Below are 18104 nucleotides of genomic sequence, written 5' to 3' on the forward strand. Positions count from 1 at the left end.
TATAGCTTATTTTAATTTATTCGTTAGGAAGTGTCAAGAAATTCATTCTAATTATTGAAACTTTGTCAATAACGAAATTTTCTTACTTTAGCGTGACTGGTTAGTCATCATCATGGCAGAGAAGACTCGCCTTGTCGTCTCATTACCGCATCAAGTAACATCTATCTACTCTAATAATTCAAAAAACAAAAAAAACCGCTGGATAGCCGTTTTATCAACGTATCTACCTTGCGGTTTATGAATCTGGACTAACTAATACCATCAGATTTTATCTAATTTCAGCACCAAACTCAACTAATTTCTTCGTGATTTTAGTCACAGCTGCTGTGATTTCATCATCTGTTAACTGATTTTCAGCTGACTGGAAGGTCAAGGTATAGGCCAAAGATTTCTTATCGGCCGCAACGTTTTCACCTGTATAAACATCGAAAAGTTCAGCTTTGATCAAGGTTTTGACCTTGCTTGATGTGATGACGTCAAGGATTTCTTGGTTAGTTGTGACCCGATCAACCAAGAGGGCGATATCGCGTTTAGACGCTTGGAATTTTGGAATGTCTGTAAAGATGACTTGTGCTGGTTGTTTCTCTAACAAGGCAGTCAAATCAAGACTTGCCACATAAGTTGCTGGAATGTCGTAGGCTTTGGCAGTCGTTGGGTGAACTTGACCGATAAAGCCAATTTCAAGCTCATCAACCAAAATACGTGCTGTCCGACCTGGATGGAGCTCAGCGATTGCTTGATCAGCTTCAAAACGAACGTTGTCAAATTTGACGAGCATATTTTCAACCACACCTTTGGCAGCATAGAAATCATAGCCTTTACCAGTCATGGCAATCGCGACTTGTGGTAATTCTGTTGGGCGGTTGTCTGTTTCGTTTCCGAATTTCGCAAAGACTTGACCGATTTCATAAACTGCCAACGTGTCATTGCCACGCGCCAAGTTATAACGCACGATGTCTAGCATACCACTGATGAGATTCAAGCGAAGTGTGCTGCGTTCTTCACTCATCGGCATCGCAAGCGCTGTTAAGTTATCTGTTGGTAATTTCGTGAATTGCACTGCTTTTTCTGCTGTCGTCAATGAATAAGAGATAACTTCTGACAGACCAGCACCTTCAAGGTTAGTGCGAACATCACGGCGGAAAGCCTGCATACCTGTCAACTCACCAATTGTGTTACCAGCTTGCGGTAAGGTATTGGGAATATTGTCATAGCCATAAATCCGAGCCACTTCTTCGACAAGGTCTGCTTCGATTGCGATATCCCAACGGCGTGGTGGGACTGTCACGTCAAATGTTTCACCAGAGACAGCTGTTGTAAAACCGAGTTTATCGAAAATCGCCACAACGTCAGCTGAGTTGAGGGTCAAGCCAAGCGCACGGTTAATTTTGTCTAACGTGATTGAAACCGTTACATCTTGCGCGACAAAGTCATTGCTTGAAACAACGCCTGAAGTGATGGTACCGCCGGCCAATTCAACGATCATGGCAGCTGCGTAGTCCAATGCCGTTTCTACATCAGCATGGTTGATGCCTTTTTCAAAACGAGCACTTGATTCAGAACGCAAGTTGAATTTTTGAGAGGTTTTACGGATACTTGTTCCGTCAAAAATTGCCGACTCAAGGGCAACACTAGTTGAACTGTCAGTGATTTCAGTGTTTTCGCCTCCCATGACACCCGCAAGTGCCACTGGCTGACCGCCAACTGTGATGACAATGTCTTCTGCCGCTAAATCGCGCACTGCGCCATCCAATGTTGTCAGTTTTTCACCATTTTCAGCTTGACGGACGAGGATTTTCTTCTCGTCAAATTTAGCAAAATCAAAGGCGTGAAGCGGTTGGCCAAAGTAGAGGAGGACGAAGTTGGTCACGTCCACGACGTTGTTAATTGGGCGGATGCCTTCGTTCATGAGGCGGTTTTGTAGCCACTGTGGACTTGGGGCAACGGTGATGCCTTCGATGATGCGCATTTTGTAAGTCAAGACTTTGTCTGTCGTGACGTCTACTGCGATTTTTTCTGATGTTTTGGTGTCAGATTCTGTGACAACTTTTCCATCAAATTTGACTTGTTTGTTGTCGTAGATTGCTGCAACTTCATGAGCGACACCACGCATAGATAGCGCATCTGCACGGTTTGGTGTGATGGAAAGTTCCAACACGTCATCGTTCATCTCTAGGTAATCAAAAATTTCTGCACCATTTTCAGCGTCAGCTGGTAGGTAGTAAATCCCTTCAGCATAGGCTTTAGGCACGATATTTTCTGGGAAACCAATTTCTTGGAGGCTGCAGATCATACCAAGACTTTCAACGCCACGGATTTTCCCTTTTTTGATTTTGTGATTACCTGAAATCCGAGCACCCGGCAGAGCAACGATAACTTTGATCCCCGCTTTAATATTGGGCGCGCCACAGACGATTTGTGTTGGCTCATCTTCACCAACATTAACTTGGCAGATGTTCAAGTGTGTTTCTGGAATTTCTTGCGTGCTGATCACTTCACCAACGACTAATTTTGATAGTCCTTCACTTCGTGTTTCAACACCCTCAACTTCAATCCCACTGGTTGACATTTTTTCTGATAGGTCATGTGATGTCACGTCAACGTTGACGAGTTCTTTTAACCAATTATATGATACTTGCATTTTTTAGACTTTCTCCTTATTTGAACTTCAAGCTAATTTCCTAGGAAAAAAGAGATTTTACGAACCTGCGCAAGCGAAGAACCCTTAAATCCTATTTTTCTACGAAAGTTTGCGACTATGTCGCATCGCTTTTCCGTATCATTTTATTTGAACTTCAAGCTAACTTTCTAGGAAAAAAGAGATTTTACGAACCTGCGCAAGCGCAGAACCCTTAAATCCTATTTTTCTACGAAAGTTTGCGACTGTGTCGCACCGCTTTCAGTATAATTTTACTTAAACTGCTCACTCATCCGCGCATCACCTAAATAGAAACCACGGATATCGTTAATGCCGTATCTCAACATGGCAATCCGCTCTTGACCTAAACCAAAGGCAAAACCTGAATACTTCTTGCTGTCGATGCCGGCCATTTCAAGAACATTTGGATGCACCATACCCGCACCGAGGACTTCGATCCAGCCGGTCATTTTACAAACGTTACAGCCTTTTCCGCCACATTTGAAACATGAGATATCCGCTTCAACAGATGGTTCTGTAAATGGGAAGTAGCTTGGACGCAGACGGATTTTACGTTCTGCACCAAACATTTTCTTAACAAGCGTATCAAGCGTGCCTTTGAGGTCGCTCATGGCGATGTTTTCGTCAATCACAAGCCCTTCAATTTGGTGGAATTGATGACTGTGGGTCGCATCATCTGTATCACGACGGTAAACGCGTCCCGGTGAGATCATTTTAAGTGGCCCTTTGGTAAAGTCATGCGCATCCATTGTCCGTGCTTGAACAGGACTTGTATGCGTGCGTAACAAAATGTCAGAAGTGATATAAAAAGTATCTTGCATATCACGCGCTGGGTGATCCTTAGGCAAGTTCATACGCTCAAAGTTATAGTAATCCGTCTCAACTTCGTACCCATCAACGATTTGGTAACCCATGCCAAGGAAAATATCTTCGATCTCTTCCGTCGTTTGTGTCAAAATATGACGATTGCCTTTGGTTACTTTTTTACCAGGCAGGGTCACATCAAGTGTTTCATTTTCAAGTTTCTTGGCAATGATTAAGGCTTCAATCTCAGACTTTTTACTTTCTAAAAGACTGGTGATTTCATCTCTGAACTCATTAGCCAGAGCGCCTAATTTAGGGCGTTCTTCATTTGATAAATCCTTCATCCCTTTGAGGATATCCGTCAACTTACCTTTTTTCCCAAGAACTGAAACACGGAAATCATTCAAGGTTTTTTCATCAGCGATTTTGGGTAATTTTTCAAGTGCACTTGTACGCAAATCAGCGATTTTTTCTTGTAAAGTCAATTTTTTATCTTCTTTCTATTTTGGCATTTACTTTTGGTAGTTAAGTAATGACAAGAAAAAATACCGCCGTCATCACTCCAACGTAAAGGAGCGAAAACCGCGGTACCATCCTAATTCCTAGATTATCTCTAGCTTTATTATCATTATTTAATTGAGAAATTGACGTGAAACACTGTTTTTAAAAACAGTCACATCAATATCTTATTGAAGTGAACTTCACAAACCTGCCGCTAAATGGCTCTCAGTCATAACCATTTTCCCTGTTAACTTATCAGTCTGCTACTCTTTTCAATGTATAAGAAAATCATACTAAATTTAGACGGATCTGTCAACTTTCTTAAATGAGAGAATACGCCCTATGCTTAATCCTGCCCACGATTAAAAATCAAGTTCAAGATAATCGCCACAAGGGTTGCCATGACAATCCCGTTATTGAGGAACATCCCGACTGTATCTGGTAGCGCTTGGAAGAGTGTTGTCCCGTTAAAACCGACACCTGATGCGACTGCCATTGCTGCGATGAGTAGATTGTGTTCATTGTTAAAATCAACACGACCCAACATTCTGATTCCTTGAATCGTCACCATGCCAAACATGACTAACATAGCACCACCCAAAACAGGGGCAGGGATAATCTGTGCACAGGCACCAAATTTAGGCAACAGACCTAAAATCACTAGGAAACCTGCCGTGTAGAAAATCGGACGGCGCGTTTTGATCCCTGATAACTGAACCAAACCGACATTTTGTGAAAAGCCTGTATAAGGGAAGGTGTTGAAAATCCCACCTAATGCCACGGCCAAACCTTCTGCCCGGTAGCCATTTCTCAATCGTGTTTCAGAGATCTCATCACCTGTGATATCTGAAAGCGCCAGGTAAACGCCCGTAGACTCCACCATGGACACCAAGGAAATGATCGTCATCATCAAGATCGATGAGAAATCAAAGATCGGTTTTCCGAAGAAAAATGGCGTTGGGATATGGATCAGCGGTGCTTGCGCGATCGGTGAGAAGTCGACGACGCCCATGAAAGCTGCGACGACTGTACCGATGATGAGGCCGATGAGGATGGCGATGGAGCGGATAAAACCTGTCGTAACCGCATGGATGAACAGGATGACGAGAATCGTCACGACCGCTAAAATCACGCTGGAAAGTTCTGGTTTGGGGATGTTGTTGCCCATGTTCCCGATGGCGACAGGAATCAGCGTGAGGCCGATGGTTGTGATGACGCTACCTGTCACAAGCGGTGGGAAGAACTTGCGGATTTTTGAGAAGAAGCCTGAGATTAAAATGACAATCAAGCCTGAAACGATGATAGAGCCAAAGATGGCACCCGAACCGAGCTTAGCTCCGATGATTGAAAGGGGGGCGACGGATTGGAAGGCAACACCTAGGACGACTGGCAAGCCGATACCGAAGTATTTATTAACTTGGAGTTGTAGGAATGTCGCAACGCCACACATGAAAATATCTGTCGAGATCAGGTATGTTAGCTCTTTAGTCGAGTAACCGAGTGCACCTGCGATCATGATCGGCACTAGGATAGAGCCGGAATACATGGCGAGCAAGTGTTGTAGACCTAGGACTGCTGATTTGGAATGTTTGATTTCTTGAGTCTGCATGTTATAGGTCCGCCTCCGCAAAGATAACTTGTCCTTGATCAAAGCCTGCGATTCTAGCTAGGCTGACAACTGGGATGCCTGTTTCTTCGACCAAAGCACGGCCTGTCTGAAATGATTTTTCAATCACGATGCCAACACCTGCGATTTGCACGCCCGCTTCTTTTAAAATGTTGATCAAGCCAAGTGCCGCTTGCCCATTTGCCAAGAAATCGTCAATGATCAAGACTTTATCATTTTCCGATAAGAACTTGCGAGAAATCTGAACGGTCGATGTGATTTTTTTCGTAAATGAATAGACCTCAGCCGTTAGCAACTCATCATTCATGGTCACATTCTTGGCTTTTTTGGCGAAAATCATGGGTACGTCGAGTTCTTCCGCCACATAGGCTGCAGGCACATTGCCGCTGGCTTCAATGGTAACAACTTTGGTGATGCCACTGTCCGCAAATTTTTGAGCAAAGGTTTGCCCGATTTGGCGCATCAACTTAGGGTCAACTTGGTGAGTTAAAAAACTATCAACTTTGAGGATATCATCCCCCAAAACTGTGCCATCACGTTTAATTCTTGAAACTAATGCTTCCATCTTCAACTTTCTATCCATTAAAAAAGGCTCTGCGAAAAAAAGATCGCAAAGAGCCTGACTCCTTGCTTATTGTTTGGCATTACGGTGCCAAGTAGAGACGCTCGACCAATTACGAGCATAAATAAGCTGTTATTTTTAAATATATATTCTATATCCTGTCGGACCAATAGACATATGTCTGTGGCTGACGATAAAAACATCAAATGAATTTGATGATCTCCTATATTTTAGCATATTTTCTAAAACAAAAAAAGTGAAATAGGTTTTTATTTGTTATCTTCTGTTTAAGAATTATTGTTAATATAAAATAATTGCTGTTAAGATATCATGATAGATATTTAGGTGAGTCAAGTAAATTGAAAACAATAAAAGTATGCTTGAATAGCACTTTATTGTAGTGTCATCAGTGATAAATAAAGTTATTTCATCCAGAGATAAAATCAAAAAACGCACAATGGGTCATGGCAAAACAGGAAAAATAGGCAATTTCTGACAAGAATATCAAAAAAGAAAAAGCCTACAAACGGCTTTGCACTGAGATTAAAACCTTATATGCCACAAATAGGAATCGAACCTACGACCTTCACCTTACCATGGTGCTGCTCTACCGACTGAGCTATTGCGGCGTTATTTTATTTTACTTAGTTTGGAAGTTAAGCTCCTGCTATTTTTAATTGAAAGAGCAGCATGAAGTGGGAATTCTGCGATTTCCCTTATCCGCAGATTCGGGGCAGTGCCCCGAACTCTACCGACTATCCTAATGCTGGAAACAGGAATCGAACCTGCGACCTACGCGTTACGAGTGCGTTGCTCTACCGACTGAGCTATTCCAGCAGGATTAAATATTGTTTTAGGTTAAGATTATTAGAGACGTTGCTATTCTTAAAAGAGCAACATCTAGTGAAAATTCTGCGAATTTCTTTAGCCACCGATTCGAAGCAGTGCTTTCAAACTCTACCTTTCTATTTTACCCAAAAATTAGCTGTTTGACAAGAAATTTTAACAAAAAAATAAAGATAGCTTTTTACTGATCTTTACTTATTTTTTATTCCAATATTTAACGTATACTTTACTACTTTGAGTTTAAGAAATTAGCAATGTTTCAATCGCACGCGCAGCATCCTCATGAATAACTGGGAAGAATGCCCCCAATACCATGGCCCCTAAGATAGCGCCACCTGCAATCGGTTTTTCCCATTTGTAAAAGATTAGCGCACCAATCGTTGCACCAATACCGACAGGAATGGAAGCAACTGTTGCTGATAAAATAATCAGTGGTCCTAAGAAGCGACCTGCTGAGTTACCTGCACCCATCATGATATCTGCACCAAATGTACAGTTTGCAGAATTCACCGTAAATTTCCTAATCGCAATGATAATCCCACCAATGAGTAGACCAATTCCTCCACCAGTCAGCAAGGCTAACGGGAAATTCTTAATCGGTGCATCAACCCCAACACTCATTAACAAAGCTGGAATCCCAATCCCAACACCCGTTAACAAAGAACCACCTAAATCCAATATCCCAACAAGAGAGCCTTCCAGTATCCGTGCAAACAAGAAACTTGCGCCAAAAGCAGCTGCAGCACCGTAACCCTCACCGTCCATGCCGGCTTTTAACATGGCAACAACTGATACTTCATTAAATGCACCTACACCATAAGTCACATACATATGGGTTCCTGCAAAGGCTGCAGCACCCATTAAAGCGACGATAATCGGAAAAGCCCAATCTGCATACCAAAAACTTGTTGCTTTTTTGCTTTCTATTTCCCGCTGTTCAATTTCCCATTGTTCTTTTGATTCCATTTTTACCTCCTCATATCACTTCATCACGTTCTGAGTATCTTTATTTCACTGTAAATAGATCATGGAAATTTTGCAACCATTTTGGAATGCCTAATTTAAACTGTTCTATCAAATTCAGATCGAAACCACGGAAGAAGGCACTCAAGACAAATAAGATAATCACAGTTACAAACAAAATTTTAGTGAGTCTACTCCAACCTAACTCATCTACACCTTTACCGACAAGTATCCCTAACACAACACCTGGTACAGCATTTCCCATGATCAATTGTGCGAGGCCGCCAAATAAAGTGCCCCAAAAACCAGTTCTCTTCCCTGCATCCAAGGCAGCTAACCAAAAAACTATTGGCATTACGGTACTAATGAGCAGAGTTGCTGCTGGTACCAGAACATCTACTGCTGTAACTTGTAAGCTTGATGGAATGGCTGATGATGTGGCATTTAAGAAAGTTACGATACCAGCACCAATAACTGCACCGACAATCGCCATTCTTTTAGGACTATGCACGGTTTCTGAAATATTTTTATTTCTTGACAATAGGGCAGCTGCTGCCCAGTTTGGTAAAATACGATGTGTCACATCTTGTGTATAAGCACCAGCACCAACTGCTGATGCCCAAGCATTAAAGAAGAAGCCCAAACCAAATGAGAAGTGAGATGCAGCATCACCTTCACAGGCGTTCATTTCTCCTAATGTTCTAAACGCTCCTAGTGCTTGAACGGTTGGCGAGTGAAACATTCTTGCAGCACCTAAAGCTGCAGAAAATCCCATTAGGCCACCGATAATCACGGATTTAAGTACTACAATTAAAATCTCCAATGTCTTTCCTCCTTGAATGGATAGAGTCTATTAAACAAACGTTTCATCTCATAACCGTTTAAAGGCAACAGATTTCAAGCTATTTTTAGTCTTTACTGCCTCCTTTTGGACGTCAACAAATGTTACCTTGTCCATTGAAACAACAGTCATTTCAACGTGTACCAATAAATTGACAGTATAACTAACTTTTTCTCTTGCTAAAAAGAAGAAACAAAATTTTTCTGTGTGAGTCTCTTTAGTTGCCGAAAGTGCTACACCACACGTATCTTTCGCTCACCATTGCCCACGCGCTCTTTAGCAGCCATAAAATGAAGTGTGATATACGAGATAAATGATTCGTCTTGGGCGATTTTCAACCCTAGTTCCCGTGCGATAAGTTGCCTTATTTTTTCAAACAAGGCGATCTCATTTTTTTTGATTGCCTTCAAGAAAGGATTATAACCGTTCAGATAATGGTGTGTTCGCTCTAAGCTCAAGGTGAGATGGGCCGCTAAATTCTGAAATAATAAACTATCTTCATTAAATGGAATCTGGACCTCTTGCGTAACAAACTCTACCATTCGACTTGTAAGCTCTAAAACATTAACAGGTGTTGTTGCACTTAAGTCAGTATAAACATAATCATACTCTGCTTTAAGTAAGGGCTTGTGATAAATTTTTTCCAGTTCGCTTAATAACGAAGCTGTAAAACCTGTTTGCTCCCCTAAATTTAACAATTCTTCTCCATCACCAATCGGGCAATCTTCGATCATGCGCACCAATGAAATGGTCAACCTAAGCGCCAAGGTAAAAAGCTCAAAATAAGTCGTCTCATGAATGATCTGTTCTGAAAGAAGTGTGCCAATTAATTTCAGGACAGATTCGTAATAGATAGAAAATGTCGGCGGTAGGATGGACTCAAAATAATTAAATGACGCCTCTTTTTCAAAATTGGTCAACTTTGACATCATCATAAATAAGTCATAGTCAGTGAAGTTTTCTTGAATCAACCTTTCTAACAACATACGTCGTCGCCGTTCATCACCCGCAACACTAAATCCTAAGTGATTGGCAATCAATTGAACATCGTTGGCAGTGAATAATGCTTTGATTTGCTGTAAATCAAATATAATTGTGTTTTTAACAACACCATATTCATCTGAAAACGAAGTTGAACTAATGGGTTTGTCAAATAGTAAAAGTTGAATCATCATTTGTTTTTTGCGCATCTCAGCATCAAGCGGTGCACACAAGCGTTCTGTGCCCAATAATTGATTCAGTAAGTTTTTACAGGTTGCATCATCTCCTTCTACAAAATAGCCTAGACCAGGTTTAGAAACTAATAAAACCTCCGCGTCCTTTAACCATTTCCGGATATTTACAATGTCACTTTTCAAAGTTCTAGGACTGATGTCATTTAAAGCAGCAAGCTCAACAGCTGTTTTAGATGAACGAGACGATAGTAATTCTATCGTTGTATCAATCTCCCTTTGTGTTAATTGCATGTCATTTTCTCCTAACATCATTAGTATACAACGGATTTGAGCACTTGAAAATACAGTTAAATTGCACGAATGCATCGTGCAAACTCAAATACCTCGTTTACAAAAAAATCCCCCTGACAAACTACTGTCAAAGGGATAGAGACTTATTTATTTCAAAGTTTCAGCCATCATGGCATGAAGTGTTTTGACATCCTCAACATTTGTATCACCTGTCGTTTTGTCGATGATAGATGAATACACATGCGGAATAATTTTCTTAACACCTGCATCTACTGCAATTTGGACGATTTCTTGGAAATTTTCTAAATCAATCCCACCTGTTGGTTCAAGGTAGAAGTCATTTTCGGCACAGGCTGTAGCAACTGCCTTATACTCTTCAAGATGTGTTAGGCCTTTCATGTTGAAGAATTTGATCGAGCTACCACCCATATCTTTCAAAAGTGCAATAGCCGTTTCGATTGGAACAATGCCTGCAGGTGCTTGAGAAGACAATGGTCCTGTCGCTAGATTAACCATCCCAACAGTTCCTGTTGGTGACACAAGGCCGTTAATAATGGTATCATTTTGTCCCAAAAGCGCACGACTTGCACCAACACCAGTAAAGACTTGATTAACGTGCTGAGGTTGCAAAACTTCTGATAAACGTGCGACCATGGCAGATTGGTTAGGATCCCCTGCACCAAGACCTACTGACAAAGCGTTATCAGTTGCCGCAATATAGCGTTTCATATCTTCAATTGCAGCTTCATCAGTTGCGTAATTTTTCGATAAAACGCCAAGCACAGCATGACCTTGGGCAGCTTCATAACAGGCTTTGGCATTTTCAACAGAGTTCGCGAGAACATTTAAGCAAAGACGATCTTCAAGGTAGTTGGGTGTTTTTTTCATTATATTTTTCTCCTATTATCAATTATTTATCTCATGACATCCAAATCGTCATGTTTCATTTTTTCTTGTATAAAATGTTGCGTTAAAATCGGACTATCACCATATGTTGTATGGGCTAGTTGCGTACTTGTTGCAGCAAAATCAACAGTTTCTTGTAAAGACCACTGGTCAATCAAACCTTGAATAATTCCTGCCGCAAAAGCATCTCCCGTCCCAATGCGATCATAGGTTGTGACGACTTTGTCATCAGAATAAACGACTTCTTGTTTGTCTGAGAGAAAGCCACGAACAAATTTTGTCTGTCCCTGACTTGACTTTTCAGTGCCACAAAAATAGTCTAACTCATACGCTTTGACGAACCGCTGGTATAACTTTTCAACCGGCTCATGTGCTGCATCAAACGGCATCTCCAAAAGTAAGGTCAAATCTTGCTTACCACCAATTACGATATTAGCCTCTTTGAGAATCTCCTGATAGTCTTGAATTAAGCTTGAGCGTTCTTCTAATTTAACCAAACTCATGCGATAATTAAAGTCAAAACAAAGCGGAATACCTAACTCTGTTGTCAATTTAGCAAGCTTTAAAGCCTTTTTACGCCCAACTTTTGATGTTGACAGGGCAATGCCGCAAATATGTACTAAATCCATACCAGATAAGGCTACTTTCATCTGATTTTCTGAAATTCCGGTTGTACAAAAAGCACTTTCACTCCGATTCAGATATGTCACCTGACTTGGTCGATTGCCAAAGCCCATTTCAAGAAAGTAGGTTCCGATATGGTTGCCATTATAAATCAGATGATGGTCTTGAACACCCAGTCTTCGTATATTTGCTGCTGCAGCATGACCAACTGGGTTTTCTGGTAAAACGCTCAATAAGTGCGTTTGTACACCATTTCGTGCTAAACCTGACAGGATATTCAACCCTGTACCACTATAGCTCATGTCAAGTGTATCCGTCTGGTCGATCATTTTAAATTGTTGCGGACATAATCGCAACATCACTTCGCCAAAGGCTAAGATATGCTTCATTTTAGGACCCCATAATCGTCTGTAGTTTGTTGACAATTGCGGTCATTTCAGCACGATCAACAGCTCGAATGTCAAACTCAATGATGCCATTATTGGCCTGATATTCTCGTGTATAGACTGCCAAATCCCCTACTTTTAAATCTGCAATGACTTGTAGAGCTGATGTTTTCTCTGACGTCACTTTAACACTGGCTCTATAAATATCACGTCCTGCTGAATCTTGGACTTCCTTGGCAGATAGTCCTGAGATACTATTAAGTTCGCTGATAAATGGCGCGAGACGCGCTTTCATGCTATCTCCGTCCTCACTACCATTAGCCAAATAGGCTTCTAAAGCAGTCACAAAACCGATGATGTTGTCTTTACCAATCTTCATCGCACGACCAATGCCCTTGTTTTGAAGCTGAATCCAAGGGATATAGGGATCACGTCCAAGTACAACCGCACTTGATGGCGCTTCGATGGCTTTAGCACCTGAGTAAATGACAAGATCAGCACCTTGTGCATAGTATTTTTTCAAATCTTCCTCTGCAGCAGCATCGACGATTAATGGTAGGCTGTGTTTTTTAGCGATTTCAGACATTTGCGGAATCGTCAGCATACTTTTTTGAACAGTGTGATGACTTTTGATATATAGAAGAGCTGCGGTCTTGTCTGTTATTTCGATTTCAACCTGCTCTGGTGTACACTCGTTTGCCCAGCCGGCTTCAACCAGATGACCACCACCAAGTGTCACCATGACTTCAACACCTGTACCATAATTAACATTATGGCCTTTAGGGATGATAATGTCACGCTTTGATATACGGTCTGTTAGATGGTGATAAGCATGGTAGACATCGCCTTGACCAATAACTGCAGCCGTTGACAGAGCGATACCGCTACTTGCGCTTGAGACAACTGTTGCATTTTTAATATCTAACAACTTTGCAATATACTGCCCTGTTTTAACTGTCAAATCTGCCATCTCAAAGAAAGTCTGACCTGCCTCTTTCTGTGCCTGAGCAACTGCATCAGTGACTTTTGAAACACCTAAGATTGTCATTTTCCCAGAGGCATTAATGACTTGCTTGAGGTTGAATTTTTGATGAATTGTCATATTTTCTCCTTTGCTATCTCGTAAACTTTTCCTGCAATAACTGCGGCTGTTGGCTTAATTTGGACAGAGGTCTTGACTGTTTCCTGATTGGAATCAATCAACTGTTTATCAGCGTCATCTGTGACTTGGAATATCGTGATATCTGCATCAAACCCAACAGATAAGTTACCTTTTCTGCTAAGTCGCAAGGCTTTTGCTGGTGCCTTCGTCACACGATGAATGACTTTTTCAAGCGAGTAGCCGATACACATTAATTTCTCCATCGTCGTGGCTAGGTTATAAACGGGACCGTTCAACCGATTTCTTGAATAAATATCAGTTGAAATTGAGTCTGCTAAGATATTCTCTGCTTTCGCTTGCTTCGCCACTTGAAAATTAAAACTGTCTGTCCCATGTCCAATGTCAAAATGGATGCCTGCTTCATAGGCTTTTTTAGCAAACTCTTTAATTTGACCTGACTTATCTAAAATCCCATTGTCCTTGCCGTTAAAACAATGTGTGACAATATCGCATGATTCTAGATAAGTCATCAACTCTTCTAAGGCAACGGGTGCTGTTCCAATATGCACCATGAGTGGTAAATGCGCCTTTTTTTGAAGCGCCTTTGCCATGACCAAAGGTTTGACACCATTTTGGCCGATAACACTTTTGCTCATCCGAGCTTTGATACCAATAATAAACTCACTGAGTTCCTTAATGCGCTCTAAGTTCTTAGTTTCATCAACTTTTGACAAATCTGCTAACTCATCTTGGTGAACAATCCCATCTCTTGAAATATTGAGCAAGGCATAAACATTCGTCTTAGATTTTTTAGTGAGTTCATAAAATTCACGGATATTATTTTCACCAGTTGACCCTGCATCAACAATGGTTGTTACGCCATTCTTAACGCCAACTTCATCTGGGTAATCATAGTAAAGCGACATGTTTTCATAACAGTGCACATGTGCATCTATCCATCCAGCTGAAATAAACTGTCCTTTAGTATCAAAAATCTCACGGCTTTCAGCGATAATCTCTGCTGAAAGTGCTGAGATTTTCCCAGACTCTATCCCGATTTCAATCGGCTGATGATCCAAGGTTCTAGCATTTTTTATAATTAAATCATACATCCTCTATCTCCTTTCACTGTTAGCTTTTAAAACGGAACTTTGTCCAAGGTCGAATATAGTCTAATAAAATCAACTCATCCATTTGAATGCTACCCACTTTATTTTTCCGTTCATCTCTGTGAGGCTCTAAAACAATTTGTAATTCATTTTTATACTTACCAAACTGATCATTACCAATCACAATATCACCAACTTGAAAAATCTGTTCATTATCATGCGGTGGATTTTCTTGTTTATAATCCTTACGAACTTGTGTAGAGCGTACCATCTGTGAAGTAATATCACCACGTCTAAAATGCTGGTTCTCAAGCACAATCTCTTGTTCTACTGGATTTGCTGTTGGTAAAAGATCAAGCGTGAAAGCGATTTGATAACGATTCAGCTGACCTAAGGCGACCAACTCTGCTTCACTTGCATACGCATTGCCGACGATAACATCATCAATCAAACCTGTCGCAAACAAGTGCTTAGCCTGTACCTCTACTGGCAAATGGCGGTGCATCTCAAGTGTCGGCAAGCCATCATTAATATCCCAAGGTCCACCTGTCGCCACCTGACTTGATACAAATGCCGCAGTTCTGATGCCATGCTTTTTGAAGCGCTTAGAGCATGAGTTAAAGAACGCTAAAGGTAAAGCACTGCCCTCTTGCGGATAGAAATTGTGACAGCCGTAGATATAGGGTTCGTTGGCTTCATAGGTCAAAATGTTATCCAAATATGCGACATCATTTGACATATTTAACTCGATAATCAAGCCATACGGATTAAAAGACAGCTTCGCTTCTTTATTACCATCAAAACCAGCATCCAAGCGCAAGCCGTCTGCACCTAGTTCAGCAAAAAAACTTAAATCATCATATGAAATCTGTAACTCATCAAAAATATTAGGCGCAATATCTAAAATCACTTCATAACCTAATGCTTTAGCAGCTGAAATAATCTTTGAAAACTTCTAAGCAACTGCCGCCTTGCCCTGTGTTACTTCAAGCATAGACATGAAAATCCGCTCAAATCCTTGTGCCTTAGCAAAGGTAATGTAGGCTAAATCCTCTTCAAATACACTATTATCTGGATAAACTGATATTCCTAATCTTCTAAACATTCTTGTTCTCCTTTACGATCTTTTTATCCCACGTCTCTGTATGCTTATGATAGCGCCAGAAAATCAGACAAGCACTCATGATTGTCACGACAAGCACAAAATAAAGCAAGTGTGTCAAAATAGTCAAGCCCATACCAACTAAGATGGCAAGTAAACAAAACGGGACTAATTTGAGCATAGAGACTGTTTTGACAATCTTTGGAACATGATTTTTTTCCAAGCAAACCATGCTAGCGATAAAAACGATGACTGAGAGGATCGCGACATCATAGGTCATAAGTGACTCCTTTAGATTATTTTCTTATGTTACAGGTTGCTACCTATCCAGAATCATCTGAACAAGCCTAAAACTATGTAACTTTGGCTTTCGCCAAAGCATTTTTTAACTCTCAGCACCTTCTGATGCTAATTGTTCTTTTTCAAAAACTTTGAAAAATGGATAATAGATGACCAAACTCACTAGGAAGTTTATCACGACGAGAATGCCAGCCATAATATGCCAATTGGTTACCATCATTGCGCCAATTGGCGATGGTACCGTAAAGACTGTCCGAGATACTGTCATTGGAATAATGTGTGTAATCGTTGCAAGATAAGCAATCACAGTCATCACCAAAGGAGACAAGATAAATGGAATCGTCAAGGTCGGATTCATCACAATCGGTGCCCCAAAAATAATCGGTTCATTGATATTGAATAGACCTGGTAAGAAACCAATTTTACCTAACTCTTTCAGATAAACAGACTTAGAAGTCAAGAATAGACAAACCAACGCCAAAGTTGCACCCGCGCCACCGATCCAAACAAACCATTGTAAAAACATTTCCGTGAAGATGTTAGGCATGTCAGTTGCTGCGACATGATTTGAGAAAGCATCCATATTTTCAGCAATAGAACTTTCCCAGAAAGGACGAATCACTGGTCCCATGATTGCAGGCCCATGGATCCCCAAAATCCAGAAGAAACAGATCAGGAAAACTGTCACTAAACCACCGAGTAAGCTATTCCCCGCAAGGAAGCCTTGCAATGGCATCAGCAGATTTGAAAGCGTTGCATTGATATCAAAGCCGAGCATATGCCGAATTACCCAAAAGAGGATCAAACATGCACCCGCTGGAAATAAGGCAACAAAGGAATTGGCAACTTCTGGTGGCACCCCTTCTGGCATTTTAATCGTAATATTTTTGACCTTCATAAAGCGATATATTTCAACTGAGATAATCGCTGTAACAATCGCGCCAAACAAGGATTGTACGCCTAGATTGGCAATATTAAGATAACGACCAGCGGCAACAACCTCAGTTTGTAGGTTTGTTTTTGCTACTTCTTCAAATAAGCGAACTGGCTTAATACTTGTGACGATAAACGACATGACCGCAATAATACCAGCTGTCAATTGATCTAGTTTATAACTTTGAGCAAGCGAACTTGCGATCCCAAAAGTTGCATAGAGTGCCAAAATACCAACTGTAAAGCGATAAGGGATATCCAAAATAGGTAAATATGGTGTTAATTTCTCAGCTACTGCTGGAATTGGAAAATTAAGAAAAATAACGAAGAATGAGCCAACCAAAGTCAGCGGCAATGTCGAGATAATCCCTTTTCTGACAGCAAGCATATGTCGCTGTCCCCCGATTTTAGCAGCAATAGGCGAGACCTTTTGCTCTAAAAATGTAATCAATCCGTTCATACAGACTCCTTAAGTAAATAGTGAGTCGGCTTACTTTGTCTCTAGATTTTGGCATGAGTCCATACGAACGTCTTCGTTATCATCAATCAGACTTGCCACAAGGTAATACCAACGATTCAGAAAACACGAAAGAAAGCGTTTCCTTAATTATGATTATAACATTATAATGTTTAATTAGTCAAGAAAATAAAAAAAGAAAATCAAGTTATTTTAAACTTCATAATCGATTAAATATGGTGTGGCACTAGAATCGTAATAAGACGTTGTGTATTCCACAAGTTGACCCATTTCAGAAAAAGCTGAACGTGTCCGCTTTAGAACAACGTCTGAGAGATCCGGTAGAACCTGATGTAACCATTCTGGCGTTTTTTGAGCACAAAAGGCATCTTCTATTTTATAAATATCAACACCTTGCTTGACCAAAAAAGAGTAAAATGAAAACTGATCTGAAGCCTTATCAGGTAAACTATCTGCTTTTTTCAACGGAAAATAATGCTTAACAAAGATGCTTGAAACACCGTCTAATTGATACATCCGATGAATTTCATAGATAGTGTCAAAATCAAATTTATCATTAATCGTAACATCTTCAGATTTCCCGATATAAGCAATTGATTTTTGGACCGCAACACCATGGTCATTTAAAATTTTTGTAAAGGTTTTAACTTTATTGAAAACATTGATAGGCTGATTACTGATGACTTTAGTCCCGACTCCACTTTGTTTATGGAGATAACCACCCTCAACGAGTAGATCAACAGCCTTACGAACCGTGATTTTACTCACGTTAAACTGGATTTCTAACTCATTTTCAGTCGGAAAAAGGCTACCAACTTCATATTTTCCGCTTATCAGATCAGCTTTTAAAACATCAAATACTTTCTGATACAAAATCTGATTTTTTTGCCTCATT

14 protein-coding genes, 2 tRNA genes, 2 pseudogenes and 1 riboswitch are annotated in these 18104 nt (G+C 40.6%); all 18 genes and pseudogenes read right to left on the reverse strand.

What is annotated here, in order from left to right:
- Positions 1 to 268 precede the first annotated feature (268 nt).
- Entirely contained in the window at positions 269 to 2641 is a 2373-nt protein-coding gene (gene pheT / locus LRA01S_RS04750; RefSeq protein WP_061774475.1) for a phenylalanine--tRNA ligase subunit beta, read from the reverse strand.
- Positions 2642 to 2910: 269 nt separating this feature from the next.
- Positions 2911 to 3948, reverse strand: coding sequence for a phenylalanine--tRNA ligase subunit alpha (gene pheS / locus LRA01S_RS04755; protein ID WP_061774476.1), 1038 nt, complete (start codon positions 3946 to 3948; stop codon positions 2911 to 2913).
- 362 nt (positions 3949 to 4310) lie between these two features.
- Entirely contained in the window at positions 4311 to 5573 is a 1263-nt protein-coding gene (locus LRA01S_RS04760; RefSeq protein ID WP_061774477.1) for a nucleobase:cation symporter-2 family protein, read from the reverse strand.
- Position 5574: 1 nt separating this feature from the next.
- Complete coding sequence (locus tag LRA01S_RS04765) at positions 5575 to 6156, reverse strand: xanthine phosphoribosyltransferase (RefSeq protein ID WP_061774478.1); 582 nt, start codon at positions 6154 to 6156, stop codon at positions 5575 to 5577.
- Positions 6157 to 6205: 49 nt separating this feature from the next.
- Positions 6206 to 6301, reverse strand: a riboswitch (purine riboswitch).
- A gap of 408 nt (positions 6302 to 6709) precedes the next feature.
- Positions 6710 to 6782: transfer RNA gene (locus tag LRA01S_RS04770), tRNA-Thr, on the reverse strand.
- A 135-nt stretch (positions 6783 to 6917) separates the two neighbouring features.
- Positions 6918 to 6990: transfer RNA gene (locus tag LRA01S_RS04775), tRNA-Thr, on the reverse strand.
- A gap of 249 nt (positions 6991 to 7239) precedes the next feature.
- Positions 7240 to 7965 carry a DUF4310 family protein gene (locus tag LRA01S_RS04780; RefSeq protein WP_061774479.1) on the reverse strand — a complete coding sequence of 242 codons (726 nt, stop codon included), beginning with the start codon at positions 7963 to 7965 and terminating at the stop codon, positions 7240 to 7242.
- 40 nt (positions 7966 to 8005) lie between these two features.
- Positions 8006 to 8785: a DUF4311 domain-containing protein gene (locus LRA01S_RS04785; RefSeq protein WP_061774480.1), complete on the reverse strand. Its 780-nt coding sequence runs from the start codon at positions 8783 to 8785 to the stop codon at positions 8006 to 8008.
- 48 nt (positions 8786 to 8833) lie between these two features.
- A pseudogene (locus LRA01S_RS11405) lies at positions 8834 to 9022 on the reverse strand (DUF4312 family protein); the annotation flags it as partial.
- Positions 9023 to 9036: 14 nt separating this feature from the next.
- Positions 9037 to 10269: a BglG family transcription antiterminator gene (locus LRA01S_RS04790; RefSeq protein WP_061774481.1), complete on the reverse strand. Its 1233-nt coding sequence runs from the start codon at positions 10267 to 10269 to the stop codon at positions 9037 to 9039.
- A gap of 147 nt (positions 10270 to 10416) precedes the next feature.
- Positions 10417 to 11157 carry a 2-dehydro-3-deoxy-phosphogluconate aldolase gene (dagF, locus tag LRA01S_RS04795; RefSeq protein ID WP_061774482.1) on the reverse strand — a complete coding sequence of 247 codons (741 nt, stop codon included), beginning with the start codon at positions 11155 to 11157 and terminating at the stop codon, positions 10417 to 10419.
- Positions 11158 to 11183: 26 nt separating this feature from the next.
- The gene (locus tag LRA01S_RS04800) at positions 11184 to 12188 is read right to left on the reverse strand and encodes a sugar kinase (protein ID WP_061774483.1); all 1005 of its coding nucleotides are present in this window, start codon (positions 12186 to 12188) and stop codon (positions 11184 to 11186) included.
- Between the two features lies 1 nt (position 12189).
- Complete coding sequence (locus tag LRA01S_RS04805) at positions 12190 to 13287, reverse strand: DgaE family pyridoxal phosphate-dependent ammonia lyase (RefSeq protein WP_061774484.1); 1098 nt, start codon at positions 13285 to 13287, stop codon at positions 12190 to 12192.
- The gene (locus tag LRA01S_RS04810; RefSeq protein ID WP_061774485.1) at positions 13284 to 14399 is read right to left on the reverse strand and encodes an amidohydrolase/deacetylase family metallohydrolase; all 1116 of its coding nucleotides are present in this window, start codon (positions 14397 to 14399) and stop codon (positions 13284 to 13286) included. Before LRA01S_RS04810 ends, LRA01S_RS04805 begins: the two co-directional genes overlap by 4 nt.
- 19 nt (positions 14400 to 14418) lie before the next feature.
- A pseudogene (locus tag LRA01S_RS04815) lies at positions 14419 to 15501 on the reverse strand (DUF871 domain-containing protein).
- Positions 15494 to 15778: a hypothetical protein gene (locus LRA01S_RS04820; RefSeq protein WP_061774486.1), complete on the reverse strand. Its 285-nt coding sequence runs from the start codon at positions 15776 to 15778 to the stop codon at positions 15494 to 15496. The pseudogene LRA01S_RS04815 and the gene LRA01S_RS04820 overlap by 8 nt, the downstream one beginning before the upstream one ends.
- A gap of 105 nt (positions 15779 to 15883) precedes the next feature.
- Positions 15884 to 17191, reverse strand: coding sequence for a PTS sugar transporter subunit IIC (locus tag LRA01S_RS04825; protein ID WP_061774487.1), 1308 nt, complete (start codon positions 17189 to 17191; stop codon positions 15884 to 15886).
- Between the two features lie 210 nt (positions 17192 to 17401).
- Positions 17402 to 18103, reverse strand: a complete 702-nt coding sequence (locus LRA01S_RS04830; RefSeq protein WP_061774488.1) for a GntR family transcriptional regulator — start codon at positions 18101 to 18103, stop codon at positions 17402 to 17404.
- Between the last annotated feature and the right edge of the window lies 1 nt (position 18104).

It is taken from the genome of Pseudolactococcus raffinolactis NBRC 100932, assembly GCF_001591765.1.
GTDB lineage: Bacteria > Bacillota > Bacilli > Lactobacillales > Streptococcaceae > Pseudolactococcus > Pseudolactococcus raffinolactis.

Excerpts from the sequence above, each read along its gene's own strand:
- LRA01S_RS04760 (WP_061774477.1), bottom strand. The coding sequence starts at position 5,573 with ATGCAGACTCAAGAAATCAAACATTCCAAATCAGCAGTCCTAGGTCTA.
- LRA01S_RS04810 (WP_061774485.1), bottom strand. The coding sequence starts at position 14,399 with ATGTATGATTTAATTATAAAAAATGCTAGAACCTTGGATCATCAGCCG.
- LRA01S_RS04805 (WP_061774484.1), bottom strand. The coding sequence starts at position 13,287 with ATGACAATTCATCAAAAATTCAACCTCAAGCAAGTCATTAATGCCTCT.
- pheT (WP_061774475.1), bottom strand. The coding sequence starts at position 2,641 with ATGCAAGTATCATATAATTGGTTAAAAGAACTCGTCAACGTTGACGTG.
- LRA01S_RS04780 (WP_061774479.1), bottom strand. The coding sequence starts at position 7,965 with ATGGAATCAAAAGAACAATGGGAAATTGAACAGCGGGAAATAGAAAGC.
- LRA01S_RS04820 (WP_061774486.1), bottom strand. The coding sequence starts at position 15,778 with ATGACCTATGATGTCGCGATCCTCTCAGTCATCGTTTTTATCGCTAGC.
- LRA01S_RS04800 (WP_061774483.1), bottom strand. The coding sequence starts at position 12,188 with ATGAAGCATATCTTAGCCTTTGGCGAAGTGATGTTGCGATTATGTCCG.
- dagF (WP_061774482.1), bottom strand. The coding sequence starts at position 11,157 with ATGAAAAAAACACCCAACTACCTTGAAGATCGTCTTTGCTTAAATGTT.
- LRA01S_RS04765 (WP_061774478.1), bottom strand. The coding sequence starts at position 6,156 with ATGGAAGCATTAGTTTCAAGAATTAAACGTGATGGCACAGTTTTGGGG.
- LRA01S_RS04825 (WP_061774487.1), bottom strand. The coding sequence starts at position 17,191 with ATGAACGGATTGATTACATTTTTAGAGCAAAAGGTCTCGCCTATTGCT.
- LRA01S_RS04790 (WP_061774481.1), bottom strand. The coding sequence starts at position 10,269 with ATGCAATTAACACAAAGGGAGATTGATACAACGATAGAATTACTATCG.
- LRA01S_RS04830 (WP_061774488.1), bottom strand. The coding sequence starts at position 18,103 with ATGAGGCAAAAAAATCAGATTTTGTATCAGAAAGTATTTGATGTTTTA.